The 24023-nt window shown below is 39.6% G+C and carries 21 protein-coding genes; 15 read left to right on the top strand and 6 right to left on the bottom strand.

The annotated features are described in order from the left end of the window. The first annotated feature begins 856 nt into the window (after positions 1 to 856). Entirely contained in the window at positions 857 to 1111 is a 255-nt protein-coding gene (locus tag ACWPOD_RS21580) for a helix-turn-helix domain-containing protein (protein WP_011106029.1), read from the top strand. Between the two features lie 470 nt (positions 1112 to 1581). Continuing rightward, a complete protein-coding gene (locus ACWPOD_RS21575; RefSeq protein WP_140162645.1) occupies positions 1582 to 2358 on the top strand; it encodes an AraC family transcriptional regulator in 777 nt (258 codons plus the stop codon). On the opposite strand, the gene leuA is transcribed toward ACWPOD_RS21575, so the two are convergent. Beyond that, on the bottom strand, positions 2355 to 4037 hold the full coding sequence (gene leuA / locus ACWPOD_RS21570; protein WP_456232211.1) for a 2-isopropylmalate synthase: 1683 nt from the start codon (positions 4035 to 4037) through the stop codon (positions 2355 to 2357). The genes ACWPOD_RS21575 and leuA overlap by 4 nt on opposite strands. A 430-nt stretch (positions 4038 to 4467) precedes the next feature. Between leuA and avs4 the strand changes: the two genes are divergently transcribed. Together avs4 and ACWPOD_RS21560 are read left to right on the top strand one after the other, a co-directional pair. Beyond that, positions 4468 to 9180 (top strand): AVAST type 4 anti-phage nuclease Avs4, encoded by a 4713-nt coding sequence (avs4, locus tag ACWPOD_RS21565; RefSeq protein WP_456232210.1) that lies wholly within the window; start codon positions 4468 to 4470, stop codon positions 9178 to 9180. A gap of 343 nt (positions 9181 to 9523) precedes the next feature. Further along, positions 9524 to 11002: a transcriptional regulator gene (locus ACWPOD_RS21560; RefSeq protein ID WP_456232209.1), complete on the top strand. Its 1479-nt coding sequence runs from the start codon at positions 9524 to 9526 to the stop codon at positions 11000 to 11002. A 165-nt stretch (positions 11003 to 11167) separates the two neighbouring features. On the opposite strand, the gene ACWPOD_RS21555 is transcribed toward ACWPOD_RS21560, so the two are convergent. From ACWPOD_RS21555 to ACWPOD_RS21545, 3 genes are all read right to left on the bottom strand, one after another. Beyond that, entirely contained in the window at positions 11168 to 11941 is a 774-nt protein-coding gene (locus tag ACWPOD_RS21555; protein ID WP_456232208.1) for a hypothetical protein, read from the bottom strand. 14 nt (positions 11942 to 11955) lie between these two features. After that, positions 11956 to 12798, bottom strand: a complete 843-nt coding sequence (locus ACWPOD_RS21550) for a hypothetical protein (protein ID WP_069501030.1) — start codon at positions 12796 to 12798, stop codon at positions 11956 to 11958. A gap of 141 nt (positions 12799 to 12939) precedes the next feature. After that, on the bottom strand, positions 12940 to 14289 hold the full coding sequence (locus ACWPOD_RS21545) for a tyrosine-type recombinase/integrase (RefSeq protein ID WP_140079445.1): 1350 nt from the start codon (positions 14287 to 14289) through the stop codon (positions 12940 to 12942). Positions 14290 to 14608: 319 nt separating this feature from the next. Between ACWPOD_RS21545 and ACWPOD_RS21540 the strand changes: the two genes are divergently transcribed. The 6 genes from ACWPOD_RS21540 to ACWPOD_RS21515 all read left to right on the top strand — a co-directional run bounded on the left by ACWPOD_RS21540 (position 14609) and on the right by ACWPOD_RS21515 (position 18708). Beyond that, complete coding sequence (locus tag ACWPOD_RS21540) at positions 14609 to 15118, top strand: P-loop NTPase family protein (RefSeq protein WP_054868433.1); 510 nt, start codon at positions 14609 to 14611, stop codon at positions 15116 to 15118. A gap of 148 nt (positions 15119 to 15266) precedes the next feature. Continuing rightward, positions 15267 to 15677, top strand: a complete 411-nt coding sequence (locus ACWPOD_RS21535; protein WP_025630327.1) for a cytidine deaminase — start codon at positions 15267 to 15269, stop codon at positions 15675 to 15677. Between the two features lie 169 nt (positions 15678 to 15846). Beyond that, complete coding sequence (locus tag ACWPOD_RS21530) at positions 15847 to 16212, top strand: T6SS amidase immunity protein Tai4 family protein (RefSeq protein WP_456232207.1); 366 nt, start codon at positions 15847 to 15849, stop codon at positions 16210 to 16212. A gap of 227 nt (positions 16213 to 16439) precedes the next feature. Then, positions 16440 to 16736: a hypothetical protein gene (locus ACWPOD_RS21525; RefSeq protein WP_025769007.1), complete on the top strand. Its 297-nt coding sequence runs from the start codon at positions 16440 to 16442 to the stop codon at positions 16734 to 16736. Between the two features lie 150 nt (positions 16737 to 16886). Continuing rightward, on the top strand, positions 16887 to 18101 hold the full coding sequence (locus ACWPOD_RS21520; RefSeq protein ID WP_301578123.1) for a DUF3644 domain-containing protein: 1215 nt from the start codon (positions 16887 to 16889) through the stop codon (positions 18099 to 18101). Positions 18102 to 18243: 142 nt separating this feature from the next. Beyond that, positions 18244 to 18708 carry a hypothetical protein gene (locus ACWPOD_RS21515; RefSeq protein ID WP_029842504.1) on the top strand — a complete coding sequence of 155 codons (465 nt, stop codon included), beginning with the start codon at positions 18244 to 18246 and terminating at the stop codon, positions 18706 to 18708. Between the two features lie 135 nt (positions 18709 to 18843). On the opposite strand, the gene ACWPOD_RS21510 is transcribed toward ACWPOD_RS21515, so the two are convergent. After that, positions 18844 to 19122: a type II toxin-antitoxin system RelE/ParE family toxin gene (locus tag ACWPOD_RS21510; protein WP_456232206.1), complete on the bottom strand. Its 279-nt coding sequence runs from the start codon at positions 19120 to 19122 to the stop codon at positions 18844 to 18846. Further along, positions 19119 to 19403 carry a type II toxin-antitoxin system RelB/DinJ family antitoxin gene (locus tag ACWPOD_RS21505; RefSeq protein WP_005497249.1) on the bottom strand — a complete coding sequence of 95 codons (285 nt, stop codon included), beginning with the start codon at positions 19401 to 19403 and terminating at the stop codon, positions 19119 to 19121. The genes ACWPOD_RS21510 and ACWPOD_RS21505 overlap by 4 nt, the downstream gene beginning before the upstream one ends. 197 nt (positions 19404 to 19600) lie before the next feature. On the opposite strand from ACWPOD_RS21505, the gene ACWPOD_RS21500 reads away from it, so the two are divergent. The 5 genes from ACWPOD_RS21500 to ACWPOD_RS21480 all read left to right on the top strand — a co-directional run bounded on the left by ACWPOD_RS21500 (position 19601) and on the right by ACWPOD_RS21480 (position 23836). Continuing rightward, positions 19601 to 19936, top strand: a complete 336-nt coding sequence (locus ACWPOD_RS21500; RefSeq protein ID WP_031781252.1) for an energy transducer TonB — start codon at positions 19601 to 19603, stop codon at positions 19934 to 19936. A 750-nt stretch (positions 19937 to 20686) separates the two neighbouring features. After that, entirely contained in the window at positions 20687 to 21472 is a 786-nt protein-coding gene (locus ACWPOD_RS21495; protein ID WP_025573051.1) for a hypothetical protein, read from the top strand. Between the two features lie 152 nt (positions 21473 to 21624). Further along, positions 21625 to 22230 carry a DUF6988 family protein gene (locus tag ACWPOD_RS21490; protein ID WP_456232205.1) on the top strand — a complete coding sequence of 202 codons (606 nt, stop codon included), beginning with the start codon at positions 21625 to 21627 and terminating at the stop codon, positions 22228 to 22230. Positions 22231 to 23082: 852 nt separating this feature from the next. Continuing rightward, a complete protein-coding gene (locus ACWPOD_RS21485; protein WP_456232204.1) occupies positions 23083 to 23349 on the top strand; it encodes a hypothetical protein in 267 nt (88 codons plus the stop codon). A 208-nt stretch (positions 23350 to 23557) separates the two neighbouring features. Then, complete coding sequence (locus ACWPOD_RS21480) at positions 23558 to 23836, top strand: hypothetical protein (RefSeq protein WP_033905615.1); 279 nt, start codon at positions 23558 to 23560, stop codon at positions 23834 to 23836. The last annotated feature ends 187 nt before the right edge of the window (positions 23837 to 24023 follow it).

Here is a 24023-nt window from a genome sequence, read left to right as displayed (position 1 = left end):
GTATATTTACTATTTGTCTCGAAAATTTTTTGTAGTTTACCGTAATGCTTGGAGAGTTGTACTTGAGCTTGGTTAAGCTCTGGGCAGGCACTCAGTTTATGTACAGAAAATTAGCGGACATCTAACTGATGATATTGCTCTAGGGACGTTTCTCAATTTTAAAAGTGTTATAAATAGCTAGCGCAAACGTGTCCCAAAGTGTGTTTGAAAATACTAAATATTTTTGTCTTCCGACATTCACGTCCATCTCCTGAGTCTATTGTGTGTCCTGCCTGAATAGAGACCCAACACATTAGCCTGTCGAGCGTTTTGACTTACTTCATTTTGTTGCTGGTGGAAGATATGAACAAGAAACACTACGTGGGTCATATCATCCCCACACCAAGAGATTTTCCAAGCCTAACTACATAGTTAAAGCTCTTATCAATGCCAGCTTTGAGAATCAAAGTGGCATCGTCACTAATGCCCATAGAGCAAGCTTTGTTTCAAGACTGATTTCAAAGCACTACAAAGCGATTGGTAGCGCAAACACGACCATAGTAGACAGAATGGTGACTTTTATACTGATACATTGCCTCACTCAATTGACTCATTGCGTCATTTAAGTGGGGTGGTTATGGTAAAACTGATTATTTATCAGTGCTTTAAGTGTGGTGTGGGGATGGGGTTTAAACTCCATCTCTTTTAAAGCCTATATCAAGCTCTTGAGTTTTCTAATATCCTTACCTAGTCAACTAAACCTCTTAATCCTAGCTATGACTGATTACCCCTGTACGCGGGTAAAATTAACTTTAACCCTCAAAGGGGTTAAAGTGCTAATATCCTCTGTAGAGGTTAATTGACATTGTAGGTAGATATGCTCATAACAAGTCCTAAGCAATTGGGAATATATTTGCGTGATGTGCGCAGGAATCAAAGGCGGAACCAAACCAAAGTCGGAGATATTGTTGGTCTAAAACAGACAACGGTATCGAAACTTGAACGTGATCCTGCCTCGTCCAGTATCGAAAGTCTGATGCGCCTACTGTCATCACTAGATCTTGAGCTACATATTCAAGACAAAGCTGTCAGTCGTGAACAGGCAAAGCTTCGTGACCCTGATGATTGGTAAAATCCTATAAAACAAAGCCAACTTTATAACTACGTTGCTCTCTCCCAATCATCATCGAGTTAGCAAACCGCTAGTTACGTGAGCAGTTTATTTTTGCCCCAAGACGTGTTTAGGACGTATGAAACCATCATGAGGTTTATTTGGGCAACAAGCTGTCGGACAATTACGAAACAACCTGTTTAGTGAATTATTTCTGCTCCTTTCTGTGCTGGCAACTAGGAAGAAATCCTTCTTGGTTGCCTAATCACCTTTGCCCCATTTCAATTCAGCCCCCTCACTCACGACGTTCCTGAGTATCGACGTTTGCCCTAATTTGCCTAACGAATTAATACCAGTTTAGTTGTATCTGACTGGCTAAATGTCTAAAGGACAATTCAGTGGAGAAACAGAGATTATCTTTCTTCTGGAGAATTCTGAATAAGTTCGTTACATTATTTTTTCATTCGGTATAAGGATTTACTCGAGTATTTATGAAGTTTTGTGACGAAACGTTGGCCCCTCCAATACTGGCATATGCACACAATTATTCTCATGGGGATGTAGAACCACTCCATACTCATCAGTGCGCTCAGTTTTTACATGCTTTAAACGGTGTTATTCGAGTGGATACACATTCAGAGTCGTGGGTTGTGACAACGAATCAAGGGCTATGGATACCTGCAGGTATCTCACACAGCCTCAGAATTACGGGGGACGTTCGAGTTCGTACGCTTTTTGTTGATCCTATGGCCAGGGCAGACCTTCCCAATACCTGTGTGCTATCGAAAGTTTCGTCGTTGCTGACCAGTTTAATTGTTGAGGCCGTATCTCTACCCGATATTCGGATAGCGGGAACGCGAGAAGAACGAATATTTGAACTGATACTTGATGAATTACGTTTGCTAAACCCCATTGATTTTTATCTCCCCAACCCAAGAACCGAAGCATTGGTCATGTTCTGTAAAAACGTATCTGAGCGTCTTTCACACCCATGGACAGCTTCAGATGCCTCCAAGTATTTGGGCCAAAGTGAAAGAACTGTTTCTCGTCGGTTTCAGCAAGAGCTAGGTCTAACGTTCACAGAATGGCTGCGTCAGAAACGATTACTACATGCGTCTGAACTTTTAGCCAGCGGGTGCAGTGTGTTAGATACTGCATTAGCGATTGGATATGACAGCCCTAGCGCATTTAGCGCGATGTTTAAAAGTCGAACGGGGCTGTCTCCGAGGGAATATTGTCCGATGGTTAATCCATTAGAACAAGATTAAAGCGCTAAGTTAGTCTGTAGTAAATTAGAGTAGGCATTCAACAATGCTTGTAGAGACGCTTTTGTTGCATCTTCTTCAATTGCGACGCCAAAAAAGCTCACGTTAGAAATCGCAGACTGTAGCTGCACATAACAGGCCGCTTTACTTTGAGTTCTTGAACCGAGAGTATGCTCGTGATAGTCAACGATATTGACCTGCAGACCATATTGTTCCATTAACCCTTTTAGCAACGCAGACATTAGACCATTCCCAGAACCAACACATCCTATCATTTTGTTGTTGTGATGAATTTTGGCTTCAATTTTTTGGCCAATCTCTGTTGTTTGGCTGTGATAGCTCTGCAAGCTTATGGTCGGGTTACTCACTAGACCATAAGACTGTCTGAATAGTTGCCATAATTCCGAAAGATTAATTTCACATCCCGATCTATCGGTATGACTTTTCACTTTTTTACTCAAATCGGCTTGGAGCATTTTAGGCAGTAACAATCCGTGGTTTTCTTGTAGTAACCATGCGGCACCACTCTTACCTGATTGACTATTTACACGAATCACTTCTTCATAGTTACACCCCAAATCCATAGGGTCTATCGGCAAATAAGGGATATCCCAGAAGGTCTTCAACTTAGAGCCATACGAAGAAAATCCTTTTTTAATGGCATCTTGATGAGAACCCGAAAAGGCGGTGAATACGAGCCTTCCAGCATATGGGTGACGTGGGTGAACAGGGATTTCGTTACACTGCTCGACGAGTTCAACCGTATGCCGAATGTCATGAAAGCGCAATTTAGGATCAATGCCTTGTGAATAAAGGTTTAGCGCGAGTGTGACCAAGTCAACATTGCCTGTACGTTCACCGTTCCCGAATAAACAACCTTCGACCCGAGTCGCTCCTGCTAGCATGGCGAGTTCGGCACTAGCAACACCTGTACCTCGATCATTATGAGGATGAACACTGATTGTCACGTGCTCTAATGAACTAAATGTATTTATGAAGTGTTCAATCTGGTCAGCAAAAACGTTAGGAGTGTTACATTCAACTGTTGTTGGCAGGTTAATGATAAGCTGCCGTGTCTTACTTGGCTGCCATACTGACGCTACTGCTTCACAGATTTCAAGTGCAAACTCGGATTCCGTAAAATTGAATGTCTCTGGTGAATACTCAAGAGTCCATTCAGTTTCAGGTCGTTTTTCACATAAGGCTTTAATCTGTTTAGCCCCATTTACAGCAAGTTCTAGAGTAGACATTTTATCCTGAGAAAAAACAATACCTCTAAAAGATGGAGCTGTAGCATTGTACAAATGGACTATGGCCTTAGACGCCCCTGTTAGAGAATCAATTGTTCGCTCAATCAAGTCCGATCTGGATTGCGTAATCACCTGAATAGTAACATCACTTGGAATTAACTCGTTCTCGATCAGACATCGAACAAAGTCAAAATCCGTTTGCGATGCTGATGGGAATGCAACCTCAATCTCCTTGAATCCGCATTCAACTAAGTGGTGAAAGAACTTCAGTTTTTTATCAATATTCATTGGGTTAGATAAAGACTGATTACCATCTCGTAAATCGGTTGAGCACCAGCGAGGGGCTTTGTCTAATATCTTCGAAGGCCATGTTCTTTGTGGAAAGCTGATAACAGGATCTGCTCGGTATTTTTCTGATGGCATTTCTAACATTATTAATTTGTCCTTTCTTTGTTGAGAAAAGTTCATGCTAGAAGACTATGTGAATGATATCTGAATGGAAGTTGACGAAAATCGTCGCGTTTTGGACAGAGGGGGAACATCATCAGTATGAGAAGAGGCACTTACCTGCTTATTTGCTAATAGTTTTTTGTTCACGGTGATCACAGTTCACGGTGAGCACTTCTAGCTCAGAAATGCCCCAAAGTTGCGTAGCTCAGCAATCTTGACTTACTTCTTACGACATTAGTTGACCTACTTTTGCTAATGATTAAATATGTACTCAGTTTACTATGGTGCGTTGGGCAGATAAGGTCTGATTTTGAACCAAAGTGAGGCTTTACTGTTTTACCAAAGCCTTCAATAGTCATTGAAAATGATATCGTTCAATATCAGTTAGTACTTAAAAAGGGTTGAAGTAAAATTGATTAAGACAGATTGGGAAATATTTAAAGCAAAGTTTTCAACAAATCCACAAGACGCTTTTGAATGGATGTGTTATCTCCTTTTTTGCAATGAATTCCGAGTGAAAACTGGTATTTTTCGATATAAAAACCAGTCGGCAATAGAAACCAATCCAATTTCATCAAATGGAGTCAATATTGGCTGGCAAGCTAAATTTTATGCAACTGCATTATCTAGTCACAAAAATGATATACTAGAAACAATTACAAAAGCAAAACGTGATTACCCTGATTTAAATAAAATAATTTTTTACACAAACTCAGAATGGGGTCAAAACAAAGGAAAAGAACCACAAGGAAAGATAGAAGCAGAAACAAAGGCAAAGGAAAATAACTTAGAAATTGAGTGGCGATGCTGTAGTTTTTTCGAATCGCCGTTTGTTGTCGATGATTGTAGTCGGTTCATTTCGTACTTTTTCACTCAATCTGACAATTTGTTTGGGCTTTTGGAGTCATTTGAGTCTCATACAGGTACAATTTTGGATGATATTGAAACTTCTATAGCCTTTGGCGACCAAGATGTTTCAATCGATCGCTCTAGTATTATATCTGAAATTGAAAAGTCAGACACTAACGCGTTAATTATAAGTGGTGAAGGAGGCACAGGGAAAACATCTCTCATAAAAGAACTTTATGGTAATAAGGGGGCGAATGATGCCTTTTATGTACATAAAGCGACAGAGTTTTCCGTTAGCAACTTAAATGAATTTCTATCAGGTGTTTTTTTAAAGGACTTTATTGAAGCACATGAAGGGGCTGACAATAAAACAGTTGTTATTGATTCTGCGGAACACTTAATTGCTTTAGAAAATACGGCTCCTATTAAAGAGTACCTTTCTAGCTTAATCAAAGCTAAATGGAGGGTGTGGTTCACTACGAGAAATGCCTACCTAGATGACTTGGTTTTTCAATTATATGAAGTGTACAAAATTAGTTTTAAGCCGATACATTTAGAGAATCTGAACGAAGATACATTATTCGAACTTGCCAAAAAACATGATTTTGTCATCCCTGATGATAAAAAGTTCAAAGTGCTCATATTAACACCATTTTATCTCAGGGAATATTTGAGGCATTATCAGGAGAACAAAGGTGCAAGCTACTTTGAATTCAAAGAGTCTTTATGGCCAAGAGTCATTGCGAAACGATCCCCACAACGAGAGCAATTTTTTATACATCTTGCCGAAGAAAGAGCTAATTCAGGAAGATTTTTCGTCATTCCAGACTTTAGCTACTCAAATGAAGCGGTAGAAAAAGCATTAGTTTCCGATGGAATAATCAGCTATGAGCCTACTCGTGGGTATTTTATTACTCATGACATATACGAAGAATGGGCGCTTGATAAATTCGTAGAGAGCAATTTTTTAACTTCAGAAAATTCAGAAATATTTTTTGAAAAAATACAAGAGTCTTTGGCCATAAGAAGAGTTTTCAGGCGGTGGTTATCAGAGAAACTTAGCGCGTCCAATGAAGATGTTAGCCACCTTATTATGGAAACCTTGTCATCTTGCAAAATATCTAATTTGTGGAAAGATGAAGTTTTAGTCTCTATGCTTCTGTCCGATTATTCCGATTACTTTTTTAAAGTGAATAAAGATTCACTATTGGAAGACGATTTCCAACTTCTCAAGCGGTTATCCTTGCTGATAAGAATAGGATGTAAGGAGGTAGATAATAGCCTTTTTGACAAGTTTGGTGTCAGGGCGCCAGATATTTTATCAATGGAGTATGTAATTACTAAGCCGAAGGGAAACGGGTGGTATTCGCTTATCAAGTTCATCCATAATAATATAGAAAATATAGGTATTGATAATCTTAATTTTGTATTACCCGTTCTCCATGACTGGAATAGTCACAATAACTCTGGTGATGCAACAAAATGTGCTAGCCTAATTGCTCTAGCTTTTTACAAGTCGGCAATCGAAGATAGAGTTTATATTGGAGATGACAGTTTTTCCAAAAATTTGATTCTAACTATTCTTTATGGAGTCAGTGAAATAAAAAGCGAGCTTAAAGAGATCATTGATGAAGTAACTTTAAACAACTGGAAGCGACATAATGATCCATATCACTTAATGAGTGAATTCATTTTAACAAAAATGGAATGTTTTAATGTTGCTACTGAAATCCCAGAAAAAGTAATAGCTCTAGCCAAATGTTTTTGGATATATGAACCACAAAAGAATGATTGTTTTTATGGTTCAAGACTAGAGATAGAGCATGAATTTGGTGTTGAGTCTAGTCACCAAGACTATTATCCTGCTAGTGCTTATCAAACACCTATATATGCCTTATTAAAGGCCGATTTAAAACTAGCACTAAATTTCATTACCGACCTAATAAATTATTCATCAAAAACATATGCTGTATCTAGCCTTGATAAAGGTCAAGTAGAGACTGCAACACTGTATCTAGATAATGGTAAAAATGTCAATTTACCTATTTCAACTCGTCTTTGGTGCATGTACCGAGGAACACAGGTAACCCCTAATCTACTCGAATCAATACTAATGTCGCTCGAACGTTTCTTTCTTGAGAGAGGAAAAAGTACTAAATCTGAAGTACTTGAATATTATCTAAATTATATCCTAGAAAGAGCTGAATCTTCTGCGCTTGTGGCTGTTGTTGCAAGCATAGTATGTGCGTTTCATGAGAAAACATTTAATGTTTCCAAAACTCTATTTAGAACGAGAGAGTTTTTCTTTTATGATTCTTCTCGAATGATTCTGGATCAAACACATAAGACTCAACTTACCTCGCTGAAAAACTTTAGTATCAATCGAATGAATGAGCTTCATGAGAATGAAAGGATAAGTGCCTGTGACAAAAAACATAGACAACATTCACTAGAAGACATTGCACTCCAATATCAATTTTTTAGAACTGAGGACGTAAGTGAAAAGGAATCAGAAAAACGACTTCAGGAAATTTGGGAAATTCTGGACTATCACTACAAGAATTTACCAGCTAAGGAACACGAAAATCATCAACATAAAACATGGCGTTTATTTTTGGCTCGCATGGACAAAAGGAAAATGGCTCCTGAAGCGAAAAAAGTAGAAAACGGTATAGCAATAGAACTCAATCCTGAAATTGCTCCAGATCTCAAAGAATATAGTGAAACGTCTCAGCGAGAAGCAAATAAGCCTTTTGCACATTTAGCTTTAAATACTTGGGCCGATAGCAGGCTCTACGATAGAGATAGTTACAATAAGTATGAGTCTTATGAAAATGAGCCATTGACTGCTTTGGGTGAGGCAAAAGAAATATGGAATAAGCTTTCTGAGGGCTGTATGACGGAGGGATTGCTGTTCGATCGAGCCACACCATCGTATGTATGCACTGTGTTGTTGAGGGACTTCAAAGAAAAATTAGGAAAAACCGAGCTAGAATTTTGCAAGGAAGTCATATTTGAATATGCAAACATCGTTAACAATGATGATTACATACATCAGATTGGTGACGGCCTTGTTCCTGCTTTATTTGTTCTTCCAAGGTTAATAAAAGATTTTCCAGATGAAAGATTTACTATCCAGCTTATCTTAATTAGAGCTTTAATGAGACATGACTCGATATCGATGATGGGAATGGATAGGATAAATTCAGTAGCTATTCAAGCTGTGCAGCACTTATGGAACGACGACCCTGAGTTCATGAAGTCTTTGTACATTGGGTATTTGGTAGTTGCTCAAAAATATAGAGTTGTTCAGGATCGTTTAAGGCAAGAGGCGTATGAACAGAAAAAATATGATATTGATAAAAATGACTTTGAACAGGAGTTGTTTAAAGAACTAGAGAGTGTAATAAAGAGTATCGAAGATGAAACCATCAAGGAATTCGCAATCGACAATATTGAAAGCGTAGATAGCGACATATTGATAACTGCTTTTCAGCTTTTGCCATTAGGTAATGTACTTAAAGAACCTTTGCCCTTTGTCGAGGAAATTATTAGGGTAATTTCACAAAAATTACTCTCACGTGATAGAGAAGACCGTCTTGATTATGCATTTAGACATGAGTTTTTGAAACACTATGCTCGTTTTGTCCTTCATCTAGATAATGACAAAAAAGATAAATACCTGAAATATTTTACGGATAATTTCACCTTGAGCGAAGGTACGGCAGATTTATTAAATGAATTTGTTAGCGCTGAAGACTCGCTGAATATGCCAGACTCATTTTGGTATGTATGGAACCGATTTAAAAGCTACATCGTTGATTCACTTAGTAGTCAAGGTTGGCGGCATGATAAAGAGCGCACAATCGAATCCTTTCTATTTGCAAGAATCCCTTGGAAGGACGATGCACTGGCTTGGCATACCTTTTCGGCTGAGAATAAAGTATTTTTTTATGACCTGAGCGGTAAAATAGGTGGAGAACCTTCGTTCATCTATAGTATCAGCAAGCTACTTTGTAGCATTGGAAGTGAATTTATAGATGATGGTATTTACTGGATCTGTAATGCAATAAAAACCTTTGACATTGACTTGTCGCAAGACAAATCAGGAAATACACTATTTTACTTGGAAAGATATATGAGAAGATATCTATTCAAAAATCATGATAGAGTGAGACAAACACCTAAGTTAAAGGTACAGGTATTGGTTGTGTTGGATTTCCTAGTCGAGCAATACTCCATTACAGGTTACCTCCTTAGAGAGGACATAGCCTAGCTAATAACCATTGTAGCCGAGGTATGAATTCTGGTGGACTAAACTAAGTTCACCAGAAGACTGTAGCCAAGGTTACTGTGCCGTATAACAAATGCTTAGGGTTTCAACAGACTTTTTCTAATCTGACAGAAACGGAATAGAGCTATGCGTCTAAATAATATCTGTCCATCAATGTGCCAGTTTGCTCTTGGCTGAGAAGACTTGCCCAAAGTTTGCCGAACGGGCATGTTTAACAATTATTAGCCTAGTCTTTGACTTAATTTACCTAATAAACCTATTATAAATCAGACGTCTAAAAAGACAGTATGTATTCAGAGTTTTGTTTATATAGCAGGGTGTTAAAGTGAATCAAAGAATAGAGAACGATACTTTTTCTGGAGGTGAAACGATTCACCTAAATGCCACAGTCGGTCACAATGGTAGCTTCGCCCCTGAAGGAGAAGCCCGATCAAATACTGATTACGCACTTGGGTTTTCAAGTGCCGCACTGGAACTAATTAGATCCGCGAAAGAATCCTCTGAGTTAAGAACTCACCTTGATTATTTGGTATATCCTATTTGTTTCAACATGAGGCATGCCGTTGAACTAAGGCTAAAAAAGTGGTGGAAAGATTTAAGTATTTTAGCGACCCAAAGGGACGTAAAACTTAAGCAGTATAGGGATGCAAAAGTAGCAAAAGATCGCTCTTTAAAGGGGACACTTATGCCCTTTCCTACAATAGATGAAGCATCCACTCATAACCTGTCTAAATTATGGAGTCTGATTAGTGAATATGCTCCTATAATCGATTCACGCTTCAACAAGCTTGTCCCCCTTCTTGACCCTTACATTAAAGATATTGCAGATATCGACCCTACAGGCCAGACATTTAGATATCCTGCCAGCAACGATAGTCAGGTTCACTTATCTGAAACACCACTTATAAACATCGGAATACTTGAACTCAGGTTTACAATGTTATTCAAGATGTTTGATTTTCAAGATGTTATTACTAATGAGATGAAATATGAATACAGTTGGGTTACCACACCAAATCAACTTTCATTTTATGACCTACAGTCAATTTCTTTAAACCTGGCTAAATATGAAACTAAAGAGGGAGAACCCATAGCTAAGCAAGCCAAACAACTTGTCAGAAATGAATTTAAATTATCTAGTGGTCTATATAGCAGAACAATTTCTGCAATCGAACGTAATCATTATTTGAACCACAGCCTGAAAATTATTAACAAACCAAAGCACCTCAATTTAGAAGCTATCGGAACAATATTCGATGTGTATTTTGATTATAAGTCAGTGGAAGAGTATCGGTCAGTGTACGAACGCACGGAGACTAAAATCCGAATATATAATCCCGATTTTGATAAAATGACGCAGGAGTTATTAAAGAAAAGTGAGTTAAGAGAAAAGTTACTTTCAAGTTTAACGAGAGAGCAAATTGCTGAGGTTACGGCTCTACTTCAGTGTTACTCAGAATTAAAGTATATGGAAATTTATGATCGGGTTGTAGAGGAACATATAGTTGATGTTAATCGGATGAGTGAAACAGAGCTTAAAGGCTACTTATCTGAAAACTTCTTTGGTTCAATGATGCTGGAAAAACTTTCATTAATGCTTCTACAACAAAACTGTATAAACGTAGTGCAGCCGCCAATTGATAAGTATGGACTGGACACCATCAGTTGGTACAAAAACTTTAAAGAACGAGCATTTAATAGGTGCTACGATGGTTTTTTTTATTTTGAACACACAATTGAACAATACCAAGCTGAGGTGGTTAATGTACTGTCTCGAGTTAAAGCAGAAAGGTTGAGCATGTAAGTAAGGGGGTCTCTTGAGGAAGTGTTATCCGTACAAAAACTAATCCTTGTTGCTCTAATTTACAAAAGTCGGTGACACACTTTTGTCCAAAAGAGAGTTAAACAGCTTTCTTGCAAGAAAGCTGTATCTCTAATTTGAATAAGATGTTTGAGGCGTTCAAGGTACCTAAGTTGGTATTGTGGTGTTACGTGTGTTTCTCTCAATCAGGGTTTTAAAATCAAGAATTTTTCTCTGATTTCTGAGTTTGGTCATTGCTTGTGCATCATCCACCACACAAATCCCAGCGGCGGTGTTCTGGCAAAACTGAGAAGCCAGGCAACGTACCTCGATAACTGCGGCTTTATCGCGGCGATGCGCTCGTAAGGTCAGGAGTGATTTCGGTTCGTCATACTCAATAAACTCGTAGTCTCGAAACAGTAAAGCAAAACTCACCGCCGCTGCTTCGGTGTCCGTAGCAGGAACGGTGGCGTAATGGCTTCGGGTGATAGGAACGGAGTGAATTGAGTAATCATCATTGAGTAATACCGATAAGTTTGGATGCATGTCAGCAATATGGCCTTGAATGTAGTCTCTGCGTATATCTTGATAAAATTTCTGGTATTGGAAGTACGAGAGCGTAATGCCGTGGCTAATATCCCAATTGTTATCTCGTAGTAAATCACTAAAACAATAATCATCAATCTTCAACAGTTGCTTGAAGTTGTCAAAACCACCCAACACACGTTTAATTTGCCTTGGACTCACTCCACGATCGAGCAGGTCAGTTTCATTGAGATACGGTTCAGTGCGTAATATCGTGGTGACTAGTTCAATGAGACCGATGTCTACCGCACTGATACCTTGCATCAGAAGCGGCGCAAAGTAGTCTGAATGGGAGTAAGCTAGGCCTTCATCGAGTGCAGAAATGACGCTGAGGCGTATAGAGTTAGTCATCATCATGGTTAAACTCCTAATTAAGAGAAAAGGGGACGTGTCAGTCTTGGGGTAGTGCAATAGCCTCGATAGGTCAGCCAGCGAAAGTAAAAGTGTACTGCATCAATACGCTGTTTTTGCTCTTTGTGGCATACGTTAGATTGGCGGAGTGACTCACGATATTGACGAATGTCTTGTGTCTGTATGTATAATCTTTCATTGCTGCTGGAGTGGTTGTCGTCAACGAAGCGTAAAAAATGATGAAGGTAGTCTGCAATCTGATTGAGTCTGAATTGAGACATTCCTGAATGCTCACGCTCTGCCATCAATTCACTTAACCAGTTGAAGTATGGAAAACGAAGTTCCTCTTCTGAATAGCTCAAGTCTAGAGGGGGCAAGGTTGGGAAGTCGCCTTTTGTCGGTTTGTGTTTGTAAGCACGAACCACAGGAAAATGCTTAGCCACTAAGTGTATTTGCACTAATAATTGCTGACTCAATGACAGAGAGTCGGGAAGGGCATGGGGGTTGTTTTGGAAAAAGAACTTAGCTTGTAAGCGCACTGCTTTCGCTCTGCTTATTGCATGTTTCGGTTCGTCTGTTTTCAGTGCTACAAAATAGTGGGGCTTAATATGGCCTGATATTTTTAATGAAATCGGCGGTGTGATTTTGACTTGATAAATGCCATGCTGATTGGTGGAAATATGATGGGCGCGAAGCTGACGGTGTTGTTTTACTCCGATGTTTCCGTTTTGACGGGGCAGGGCAAGGCGTCCTTTTCGACGTAAGCGGCGCAGTGCTTGCATTTCACTAAAGCGAGGATGTTCGCTGATGGGTTTTACCTCAAATTGGCTTAAGTGAGTTTGATGTAAGTTCGAATTTGGCATAGGCGTGATTCCTTCTTGGCTGAATTTAGGGTGCAAAAATCCGCACCCTTAAATCGTTAAGGCTGTAAAAATTGAGGGTTTTAGTTGAGTGTTAAGCTGTAAGTAGGGAAATGATTAGCTTAACGTTAAGTGACAAATGAATTATGCGATGAGCTTGTTTGGTTGACCATATTGCCCAGCAATTGAATAGTGCTTGCCCGTTGATTTAACAATGTACTCGCTCCAGCATTTGTGGATCTCATACCGTTCTTCGAGGTATTTTGCGCTATTGTACGAGGCACGAGTGGTATTGCTGTCCAGGTGAGCTAAGCACATCTCAATCGCATCCACTTTGAAATCCGTATTCTCATTCAGATGAGTACTCGCTATTCCTCTAAATCCATGACTCACTAATCGGCCTTTGAGTGTAGTCAGATTGAGTGATGAATTGACCGCATAAGGACTGATGTGCGGATATTTGGTATTGGGTTTGTCTGATGGGAACACATGCACCTCATCACCAGATATCGGCTTCATTAATTCTAAAATGCCAAGGGTGTACTCGTTTAACGGAACAAGGTGCTCACGTACACATTTAGTATAGAAATTGGGTACTATCCAAAGCTTGTTCTCAAAATCAATGTCACACCAGCGCATAGCTGCTAGTTCAAATGCACGTGTCATGGTGTGGAGTTGCATTTCAAAAGCGCATCGCGTCACGAGTTTCATGTTGTGGTTCGACATGATGCGCATGACGTCTTCTAGTTCATCTGGCGCAACAGACGGCATGTGAACCACCTTCGATTTCTCAAACTCATCCTTTATGTCTGCTAAGCAATTGCTTGCAATGTAACGTCGATTGACAGCAAAACGCATCACTTGGTTGGCTAACGAACAAGCTCGTTTAACATTTTCAAGTTGCCCTTTGGCTTGAAGAGGGCTTATAACCTCGATCACCCCAGTTGTTGTAATGAAGCTGAGAGGCAAGTTACCTAGTCTAGGATACAAGTGTCGCTTGAAAAATAGCCGCTTACGATGAGAGGTTCTTACGTGTTCTTTTATGCGTTTTATCTCTTCTTCCCCAAAGTTTGTACCGTTTTTTTTGGCCTCTTTGCGAGCCTCTTCAAGAAGCACGTTACGCCTAGTTGTCTCTTTAGCTTCGTCTCGTTCAAGCATACGCTCTGCTACCACTTTAAACGTCAATCCGTTTTCGAGATCACGGTCCAGCTTTTGCTTTTCTCGATATACTTTAGGGTCGATGTTATTGGCCATTTGTATACGAAGCTCTTGGGCTGTTTTACGCACTTCTGCAAGTGTTACGTTTGGGTAAGATCCCAGCCCCATTTTTTTTCGCTTTTTCGTGATAAGGTCAGTGTAAATAAATTGCCAATTTTTTGAGCCGTTTTTTCGGACTCGAAGATAAAGATTGCCACCATCGGAAAGCGAGTATTCTTTATCACTTGATGCTGCATTTTTTACTTGTGTGTTACTTAATCTATTGATACCAGCCATGCTGTTATCCTCCATTTATTTGAGTGTTCCCCTTCAAGTTAACAACGGTTTTAGGGGGACGCAAGGGGGGGCTGGAGCTGTGAGATGTAGTGAGAAAAGGTGACCGTGAAAGAGTGTTATATTGTTTTAAATCAAAAGGTTAGGTTGTTTTTTTGAGAGGTGGTGAGTCATAGTGATTAGTGTGTGGGAATTCTTAAGAGTGATTCCCAACGCATGGCATTTTTTATTCCATCGTTGGGTTTAGTGTTTACGGTGGTCTGGTTGAGTTTCGTGGTAGCGTTGCTCACACCTTAATGCGGCGTTAGCATGCGGGAGTAATATGAAGAAAATTCTCATCATCGGTAATTCTGGCTCAGGCAAGAGTTGGTTGTCGAACCAGTTATCCCGAAAACTTCAGTTGCAAGAAGTTAACTTGGACTCGATTGTATGGGAGCCAGGTGGCTATAATCAAAAACGCTCCACCGGAGCAATCGAAAATGAAATTGCTAGTATAAAGTCTCAATGCAACTGGGTAGTTGAGGGAGTATTTGGTGCTTTAGCCGAACAGCTTATTTTTTCTGCTGACATGCTGTTGTTTTTGGATTTAGAGTGGTCTGAATGTGAAAGTTCTCTTTATGCTCGTGGTTCGGAGAGCTCGAAGCAACTTAATGAGGAACAGGCGGAGAAGAATTTTCGTGAATTATTAAAATGGGCTTCTGAATACTCGGTTCGCGAATCCAAAAGTTCACGACAGTTCCATCAGCAATTGTTCAGAGATTTTCACGGTTCTAAAGTACGTTTCACAACACGCTCTCAAGTGAATGAGTTTGTAGCGGAAACAACATGCTAACAAACTGTTTAAGAGTGATTCGCAACGCGTGGCATTTTTACCATGCGTTGATTTTAGTGATTTAGGTGGTGTGCGGAGGCTTTAGTATTGCGTTGCTCACACCTTAACAGGGCGTTATAGCGCTCGATAAAATTGAATATGGGTGGTCATGGATAATATCGAAAAAGAGCTTTATCAAGCAGCAATAGAACTAGTAAATATGCGATATCCTTCTGGTTGGGGTGGTGCTGCGGCTGTTAGAACAGAGTCAGGAAAAATATTAACAAGCATTGCTCCTGATACTAAAAACGATGCTCTTTCACTATGCATGGAAGTGGGAGCGTATTTAGAGGCTCACAAACTCAATGAGCGAGTGACCCACTCATTATGCCTGTATCGTGAAAACGAGAACGATGAGTTTCTAATCTTGTCACCATGCGGAGTTTGCCAAGAGCGCCTCGTCCACTGGGGTGGGGATGTCAAAGCAGCAATTACGACTCCAGAGAATGCATTGGTTTTCAAAACTATACGCGAATTAATGCCTCATCATTGGTCACTTGTAAACGGCAAAGCGCTATAACAAACTGTTTAAGAGTGATTCGCAACGCGTGGCACTTTTACTATGCGTTGTATGTAGTGTTTAAGGTGGTATGCGGGAACTTCGGTAATGCGTTGCTCACACCTTAACAGGGCGTTATAACTCTTTTGTCATTTCATCATTACCTCTCAGAAGTAAAGAGGGCTAACCTATGAAAACTAGAATATTAGTCGGTACCATTTGGGTTGCTGTTTTTAGTTTGGGGCTCAACGCAAGCCCTCTAAGCACTCAAAGTGATGAACGATTGTTCAAAAATTTTGCTCTTTCATCTTGTATCGCAACCAAATACAAGGGCTCTGATGTGGCTAAAGATGCGGTCACAGCAATGCAAGGTTATCGAGAGTTCTCGGATTTGCCTTTGGAGGTATTCATTGATCTAAGTGAGTTATTGGAAAGCGGAAATACTACAGCTTACAAATCAAAAAATGGTAGCGTGATAGAGTTAGCCTATTGTATCGATTTCTCTAATTCGGACGTCGTGCATAAGCTGTACTCAAAGGCAAAATCAGAGTTATAACAATCTGTTTAAGAGTGATTCGCAACGCGTGGCATTTTCACTATGCGTTGGTTTGAATGTTTAAGGTGGTATGCAGCGGCTTTGGCATTGCGTTGCTCACACCTTAACAGGGCGTTATGCAGACAAGAGAACTTTTCTCTTTGCCTAGAAATATTCTAAGTGATAATGATTGCGTTGTTGTACTAATAATGTATTTTAGAAAATCTTCATATTAAGGTTGTAATGCTATGGGATTTAAAATAATAAAGGTAACAAAAGAAGAACTTAACAGTTTGGGTATTAATGCTGAAGAGGCATGGGCTGTAATAGATGAATCAGGGGAGCGATGGAGTTCTCCTCTCACTCAGGCTCAAGCAAACTCTTTACTAAATGAATTAAATAATAATCCTGAATTATTTAAATCTGAGCTGGAAAGAGTAAAAAAAGCAAATGCTATAACTCTCTCTAAAGAGCAAGTATTTAAAATTCACTTGAAAACACGAGATAAGAGTATTCGTATGAGACAGCAAGAACTTAATTGCTAAAGCTGCATAACAAACTGTTTAAGAGTGATTCGCAACGCGTGGCATTTTTACTATGCGTTGCGCTTAGTGTTTAAGGTGGTGTGCGGAAGCATCTGTATTGCGTTGCTCACACCTTAACAGGGCGTTATATGCAAGTCAGTAGGTAGGTTTATGTCAAATAAGAAATGGTTACAAGTCGATAAGGCATACACATTTTTCCTTGAAAGTTTCAAAGCTGGAAATGAATTCTCGTTAGAAGAACTAGCTGAGGCTACAGGTTGGAGTGTATCCACAGTCAGAACGTATTTAAGAAAAAAGTGGGCAACACTTTTAGAAAGTAGTGGCTCTGGTTTTAAGGTTACTGAAATCATAACCACTTTCAATTCTACGACTTTCCGGCAGCATCAGAGTCAAAAAGATGAAGTAGATAAGCTTTTGCATCAAATTATGCTCGAAAAGTCTATTTCAGCTTGTATTTCCGCAATTGAAATATACAACAAGCCAAACTTCCAGCACCGTGAAGAGACTTTCTCGATTCTAATGACCAATGCGTGGGAATTACTTCTCAAGTCTAAACTAGTGAAGGATGGTGGTGATCTACCACAAGCAATCCACATTATGAAAAAAGGTGAAGTGGTCATATCTCCTAGCGGAAACCCCAAAACAATTTCATTAGGTGCGGCTCTTAATCGTTTGCTAAGTAACGGCTCTATTCCCTCAGTAGTTGGTGACAATATTCGCTTGTTAATGAACATTCGCGATGACTCAGTTCATTTCGTGTGTGGGGATTTAGAATTAAGCACTAGTATTCAAGAAATAGGCACAGCATCTTTAAAGAACTTCATGACTCTCGCCATGAATTGGTTCAATCACGACTTCAGTCGATATAATTTTTACTTAATGCCAGTGTCTTTTTTCCATCTATCTGATGTAACGAGTTTTAGCGTAGACAGTGAAGTTAAGTCAAACTTACTAAAATACCTCAAAGGTGTAGAGAAAGAACATGAACACGACAAAGATGCTAACTACGCAATTTCTCTGAAATTGCATACTAAGTTGGTTAAGACCACCAATGAAGAAGCTTTACAAGTCCGTGTTACAAACGACCCTGATGCGCCAGAAATAGTGCTCTCAGAAGAAGATGCCTTGAAAAACTACCCTCATGACTATCATGAATTGTTAGAGATACTGAAAGCTCGTTATACTAATTTTAAACAAAATAAAGTGTTTCACGACCAAATGAGGACTTTGAAAGCTGAAGGCGAACGATACTGTAAACTTCGTCGACTAGACCCTGATAATCCCAAAAGTATTAGTAAGACCTTCTACCATAATCGAGTCATCGATCAATTCGATCAATGGTATGAAAGAGTCCGAGTAAAATAAGCATATAACAAACAATTTAAGAGTGATTCACCACGCTTGGCATTTTTGGTTTGGGTTAAGTTCAGTGTTTACGGCATCCAATTTGAGTGTCATGGTAGCGTGGTTCACACCTTAATTGGGCGTTATGCCTTTTGGAGGGAAAATGAAAAATCTGCAAGAATTGGTCCTAAATTTTCGTCGTGTAATGGAGTGTTTAAATCCGTCCGATTTTGTAGGAACGTCCCTGTCTGTGAGTAAGTTTCCTTCTGCTTGTTGTGATGACTCCTCTCAGATTTTAGCCGCGTATTTAACCGATAATGGTTTTTCTGGTGCGGCATTAATTCGTGGGGAATACGGTGGAAAAAGCGAAGAGTTACATTCTCATGTTTGGCTCGATTTAGATGGCTTTAAAATAGACGTAACTGCAGACCAATTTAATAAAAGAGGCTATGACAATCCATCAGTAATAATCGCACAGGAAAACGAGTTTCTAGAGACTTTTGAAACAACGAACGATGGTATTGCTGATTTTCGTATTCACTTAAAAGGCTACTCTGACCCTGGCTTAGAAAGTGACTTTGAATCTTGCTACAAGGTAATATTGTCGCACTTATCAGCACAGGCATAACAAACTGTTCAAGAGGGATTCGCAACGCGTGGCATTTTTACTATGCGTTGGTTTTAGTGTTTAAGGTGGTATGCGGCGGCTTTGGTATTGCGTTGCTCACCCCTTAACAGGGCGTTAGTTTCCCAGTAGACATAATCAGTCCGCTGGGAATTTTTGTTTTTGATGCAGTACACGCATGATGCGAATGATGTTGCCTTCAACCCAGTAGGAAACAATCATTGAAATCTCAGGAATAATAAGCAATCGCCCTCTAATTCCGTCTCGTTGGACTCCCATATGAGGTTGCTCTAGAAGGTTCTCAACTTTTGCTTCAATAATTTCGTCAGTTTTGTCAGCAGCTTCGGGGTTGAAGTCGTAAAGAAACTCAAAGATCTTTTCGCGATCGTTAAGAGACTCTTCTTCCCACAAAATCATAACTTGCCTCGGTTACGGATTTTAGCTTTACGCTCGGCCATACGAGATTTAGCTGACTCATGGTCAACAAAAGTGGCTTTTCCTGAGTCAAACTTCTCAAAAGCTAAGTTAACTTGTTCAGTTAACCACGCGTCGTGAGATAAAGTCTTTCTTTGTTGATCAGCTAGTTGCTCAGTCAGCTCACGACAAGCATCACTTAGTGTTCTGCCTTGGCTTTCAGCCATTTGCTGGGCTAGTCGTTTTGTTTCTTCATCAACACGAAACTGAATTCTAGTGTCCATGATATACTCCATATCTTATGTGTGTACAAATGTTAGCACTAGGTTTGTAGTTGGGCAACTAACAAACTGTTCAAGAGGGATTCGCAACGCGTGGCATTTTCACTATGCGTTGGTTTAAGTGATTAAGGTGGTTTACGGCAGCTTTGGTATTGCGTTGCTCACCCCTTAACAGGGCGTTATGTTGTCAAAGATTAAGTATGAAGATTTTAATATTATTTATAGCGGCATTATTGTCTGGCTGCGCTGGTTTAATTGAAAGTGCTAGTTCCCCAAATTATCGAGAACACAAAGCTCGGGACAGTGTATCGCCTAGGAATCATAAAGGTTCAAGGAAAAACAAATTAGTCGGTACTGTTGTACTCACGTTTAATATTAATAGTCAGGGTGATGTGATTGACATAATGGTTACTGATTCTGTACCTAAAGGAGTATTCGATGCTGAAGCTGTGCGAATATTATCAAAACGGAAGTATGCGCCTTCCGAAAAAGGGGAAACTGGCCCTAAAAAAGCTAAGTTCGAGTTTAAAATTTGACACATAACAAACTGCTTAAGAGGGATTCGCAACGCGTGGCATTTTTGCTATGCGTTGATTTTAGTGCTTAAGGTGGTATGCGGCGGCTTTTGTATTGCGTTGCTCACCCCTTAGCAGGGCGTTAGTTTGCAAGAGGAAAAATGCAGCTATATCGCAAGATCTAGTGGTAAAAGCTCAAAGTTGAAATTGTCGTATCGGCGTTCAATTTCAGTGTTAATTAACGTGGTAAAAATCCAAAATTGGCATCGTTTCAACGGTTGATTGGTTCTTAGGTGCGGCGACTTTTGGGTTCACTGAGTCGAACTTTTTTGCTGAAACTCTGCTCGTTGAGTTTGTTGATACAAAAGCCGATTTACTCGCTGTGAGGACGTTTTCTCTGGTGTGGTAAGTTCACGTGGTTTCAGTGGCTTTGTTGAAAGTCCGCATTGTGAGATTGCCTTTCCAAAAGCAGTTTCTGGTGTTGTGAGTTCGTTTTCTGCGGCGTTGCTTGTTCCAAGTGGTTTCATTGACTAGCCGCTTTGAGACTACGCCTGACTTAAGTGCATCAAGGCACATAAATTTTGTTGTTCGCAAAGTTTAAAACAACGTAAAATCAACCCTTTGGGTCTGCAAACTAACAAACTGCTCAAGAGGGATTCACAACGCGTGGCATTTTCACTATGCGTTGAATTTAGTGATTAAGGTGGTTTGCAGCGGCTTCGGTATTGCGTTGTTCACCCCTTAGCAGGGCGTTAGGTTAAAGGAGTTAACTTGGAATTATATCGAAAAATCAAAGCGATGCTTAGTAACCCTGTTGTTGGTTTGTTTCTCGCTATCGCGATTGCATATGTGTTTTATGCTATTGGTACTAAAACAATGGAGCTAAGTTACTCCTTAATCAAGCCCACAATTATCTATAACTCTACAACTTCAGATTCTAAGTTAGAGATCAGTTGGAAGGGTGGTTCAATTGATAGCTCAATTGTTCAGCTTGATATCCCTATATGGAACAGTGGTGATCAATACATAGACTTTAATCAGGTATCGAAATCCAATCCCATTAGTTTCCATTTTCAAGATGATGATATAGAAGTTATTGACTCATCGATTCAAAACAAGTCACGTGAAAGTCTGGATGTAAAGTTAATCCGAGATGGTAACCAAGTAACTCTTGATTTTGTAGGAGATGATGCACTGGAAGCAAAAGAAGGGTTCTTTATTTCAGTACTTTATTTATCAAAAGACGCGGATATGAAGCCTGTAATTGAAGCAAAGGGAAGAGTGAAAGGTATACCCGCAGGGATCACTGAGGGAACATGGACTCCGATTGATGATGGAAGATACTTACCAATTGGATTAGGGTTAGCGTTTTTTTGGTTCGTTGGAATACTACTCTTTATTGCATCGGAACAGTTTTTTAAATCTATACCGTATTTCAGTGCTTTCCTTTATAGCTGGCTCATACCGTTAGTCTGCGCGATTTGCTTACTTTTCGGAGCATTATTTTTTTGGGCAATTGTTGTAGATATGTCTATGGGGCTAACTTGGAGACATTAACCTAACAAACTGTTTAAGAGGGATTCGCAACGCGTGGCATTTTCACTATGCGTTGGTTTTAGTGTTTAAGGCGGTATGCAGCGGCTTCGGTATTGCGTTGCTCACCCCTTAACAGGGCGTTAGCAATCCCCGAAAAATTAGGTTCTGTAATTATGCAATTAGTGTTCGATACTAGAGAACATTTGAATATTGTTTGGAAATTAGCTGAGCAGATTTCAGTTAAAAGGCAAGGTCATAACGAATTTATAAGCGCAATGTTTTTTGTTTCTATAAGCCACTGTGATGCGGTGCAAACTCTTGTAGAAAAGAAAAATTTTGCTTCGGCATTCTCTTTGGTTCGACCTACTTTAGAAAACACTTTTAGGGCAGTTTGGCTCCGAAAATGCGCAAATAAAGATCAAGCGAATAAGGCGATTTACAAAGATAAATGGAATGCGGTAGGAAAGAATATTGAGCTTATAGAGGAGGAATATGAAGACAGTATGCTCTTTAGCAAACTATGGGAAATGCTAAAGCCTTTTGTGCATGACTTTACACATGGTGGGTCAGAACTTACTTCTAGACATATTTCTAAAGGTGGTTTTATAACTCCTACTATAGATGATCAAGAAGTTAGGTTCTTGTTGCAGTTAACTGTTTTAGTTTCTACGTATGTTCTCGCGGAGCTTGTTGAGCTTTCTGGTGAAAAACAATTTGAACCATATGTCGAGAAATTAGCAAATCAAACTTGCACAAAAGTGTTTGGGACCGATTGCTAACAAATTGTTCAAGAGTGATTCGGCACGCGTGGCATTTTTACTGTGCGTGGGCTTTAGTGGTTAAGGTGTTATGCGTAAGCATTGGTATTGCGTGCCTCACACCTTAACAAGGCGTTAGCTCAACGTATTAAGCTTTCATCGCTAAACTCACAGCAATTGATTGTTAGATAAATTGCATTCTCTCGTGAAATCCTACGAAAAATATCCAATCGTAATTGTATGGCGACTTTTAAAAGCGTATCAATCCAAATATATGCTAAGTTGGAGGTTTTATGAGAAGTTACAATTCGCAGGTCGGGGCTGACCCAGTAAAATACTACGCTAGTCTAATTGGAATGGAAAAGTATGAGGGTCGTTTGAAAAGGCTTGCTAAAAGCGGATGATTTAGAATGCTGATAATCATACTAATAGTCATTTTTTCTTTGGCGACAATTCACTTCTCTCACGTACTTTTTTCGGTGTGTCTGTTCTCTCCCAGTAAGTTATCCAAAGGTGTAACTTTATTGCGCTCACTGGCTCTTTGTATAATGGCTGCATGCGCGCAATATTACATACTGTCTCTCATATTGGGTTCTATCTTGCCTGCTATTTCAGGGTTGGTTTTAGTTTTCACTAACGCTTTCTTCTTCATAGGTTTTTACTCTGCGTATAAAGACAAGCACGTTAGAGAAAGTTAGCCGAGCGCATGTTAAGCTAACAAGTTGTTCAAGAGGGATTCACAACGTGTGGCATTTTTACTATGCGTTGGGTTTTTGTGTTTAAGGTGGTTTGCAGTAACTTCAGCATTGCGTTGTTCACCCCTTAACAAAGCGTTATATGAAAATCAAAATATCAATAAGGAATTAGTAGAAAATGAGTGAAGAAAACTCGATTAAGAGTTGTAAGCTAAGTGCTGATGAATCGTCAGTTGTATGCTGTAGTTGTGGGAAAATAAACAGTATTCAAGGTAATACTAAAGATAGAAAAGCAACAGAATACAGCAAAGCAGGTGGTTGTGAATTGTTTTGGTTTTGCCCTGAAGAAGATTGTAGCTATGTATGTTGTTTGGATCGTGGAGGCCCTAGACTGGGGCTAACTCCAAAGAAAACAAAAAAGCGAAAAGGTTATGGGTTTTCATGATTTCCATATAACAAACTGTTTAAGAGTGATTCGCAACGCTTGGCATTTTTGCTATGCGTTGCGTTTAGTGTTTAAGGTGGTATGCGGTAGCTTCGGTATTGCGTTGCTCACACCTTAACAGGGCGTTAGGCGACATGAGACAAACGATAGAGTAGTGATAGTATCTTGGGGTGCATTCAGCTTCAGTTAACGGAAAAGGAGCGGGTTAATGAATGGTAAAGCATTTGATAATTGGCAAAAATCGCGAAAGAAAGGGTGTTTAAATTGGCTTTTCAGAACCACTTTCGTCACAGCCATTTTGTACATGATTTTTAATGTTATTTTCCTTTATCCATCTTCTGATGCGCCAAGCATTACGATTTTCTTATCGGATAATGCTCTTAATTACTCAATTTACACGATCGGGATGTTTTTCGCATTTTGGGCTATTTGGCTATACAACGAATCTTCGTATGAGAAAGAAGTTAAACGTAGAAATGTCGCCTAACAAACTGTTCAAGAGGGATTCGCAACGCGTGGCATTTTCACTATGCGTTGGTTTTGGTGTTTAAGGTGGTATGCGGCAGCTTCAGTATTGCGTTACTCACCCCTTAACAGGGCGTTATAAAGCTCGAAGAAAAAGGACATTTCGTGGAAATTCGAACAGGTAAACTTGAAGATGTTGCTGGTATTAC

The sequence above is a fragment of the Vibrio sp. JZG120 genome, from assembly GCF_053890955.1.
This window is presented reverse-complemented; position numbering and strand designations above follow the sequence as displayed.

Excerpts from the sequence above, each read along its gene's own strand:
- ACWPOD_RS21580 (WP_011106029.1), top strand. The coding sequence starts at position 857 with ATGCTCATAACAAGTCCTAAGCAATTGGGAATATATTTGCGTGATGTG.
- ACWPOD_RS21575 (WP_140162645.1), top strand. The coding sequence starts at position 1,582 with ATGAAGTTTTGTGACGAAACGTTGGCCCCTCCAATACTGGCATATGCA.
- leuA (WP_456232211.1), bottom strand. The coding sequence starts at position 4,037 with ATGTTAGAAATGCCATCAGAAAAATACCGAGCAGATCCTGTTATCAGC.
- ACWPOD_RS21555 (WP_456232208.1), bottom strand. The coding sequence starts at position 11,941 with ATGATGATGACTAACTCTATACGCCTCAGCGTCATTTCTGCACTCGAT.
- ACWPOD_RS21550 (WP_069501030.1), bottom strand. The coding sequence starts at position 12,798 with ATGCCAAATTCGAACTTACATCAAACTCACTTAAGCCAATTTGAGGTA.
- ACWPOD_RS21545 (WP_140079445.1), bottom strand. The coding sequence starts at position 14,289 with ATGGCTGGTATCAATAGATTAAGTAACACACAAGTAAAAAATGCAGCA.
- ACWPOD_RS21540 (WP_054868433.1), top strand. The coding sequence starts at position 14,609 with ATGAAGAAAATTCTCATCATCGGTAATTCTGGCTCAGGCAAGAGTTGG.
- ACWPOD_RS21535 (WP_025630327.1), top strand. The coding sequence starts at position 15,267 with ATGGATAATATCGAAAAAGAGCTTTATCAAGCAGCAATAGAACTAGTA.
- ACWPOD_RS21530 (WP_456232207.1), top strand. The coding sequence starts at position 15,847 with ATGAAAACTAGAATATTAGTCGGTACCATTTGGGTTGCTGTTTTTAGT.
- ACWPOD_RS21525 (WP_025769007.1), top strand. The coding sequence starts at position 16,440 with ATGGGATTTAAAATAATAAAGGTAACAAAAGAAGAACTTAACAGTTTG.
- ACWPOD_RS21520 (WP_301578123.1), top strand. The coding sequence starts at position 16,887 with ATGTCAAATAAGAAATGGTTACAAGTCGATAAGGCATACACATTTTTC.
- ACWPOD_RS21515 (WP_029842504.1), top strand. The coding sequence starts at position 18,244 with ATGAAAAATCTGCAAGAATTGGTCCTAAATTTTCGTCGTGTAATGGAG.
- ACWPOD_RS21510 (WP_456232206.1), bottom strand. The coding sequence starts at position 19,122 with ATGATTTTGTGGGAAGAAGAGTCTCTTAACGATCGCGAAAAGATCTTT.
- ACWPOD_RS21505 (WP_005497249.1), bottom strand. The coding sequence starts at position 19,403 with ATGGACACTAGAATTCAGTTTCGTGTTGATGAAGAAACAAAACGACTA.
- ACWPOD_RS21500 (WP_031781252.1), top strand. The coding sequence starts at position 19,601 with ATGAAGATTTTAATATTATTTATAGCGGCATTATTGTCTGGCTGCGCT.
- ACWPOD_RS21490 (WP_456232205.1), top strand. The coding sequence starts at position 21,625 with ATGCAATTAGTGTTCGATACTAGAGAACATTTGAATATTGTTTGGAAA.
- ACWPOD_RS21485 (WP_456232204.1), top strand. The coding sequence starts at position 23,083 with ATGAGTGAAGAAAACTCGATTAAGAGTTGTAAGCTAAGTGCTGATGAA.
- ACWPOD_RS21480 (WP_033905615.1), top strand. The coding sequence starts at position 23,558 with ATGAATGGTAAAGCATTTGATAATTGGCAAAAATCGCGAAAGAAAGGG.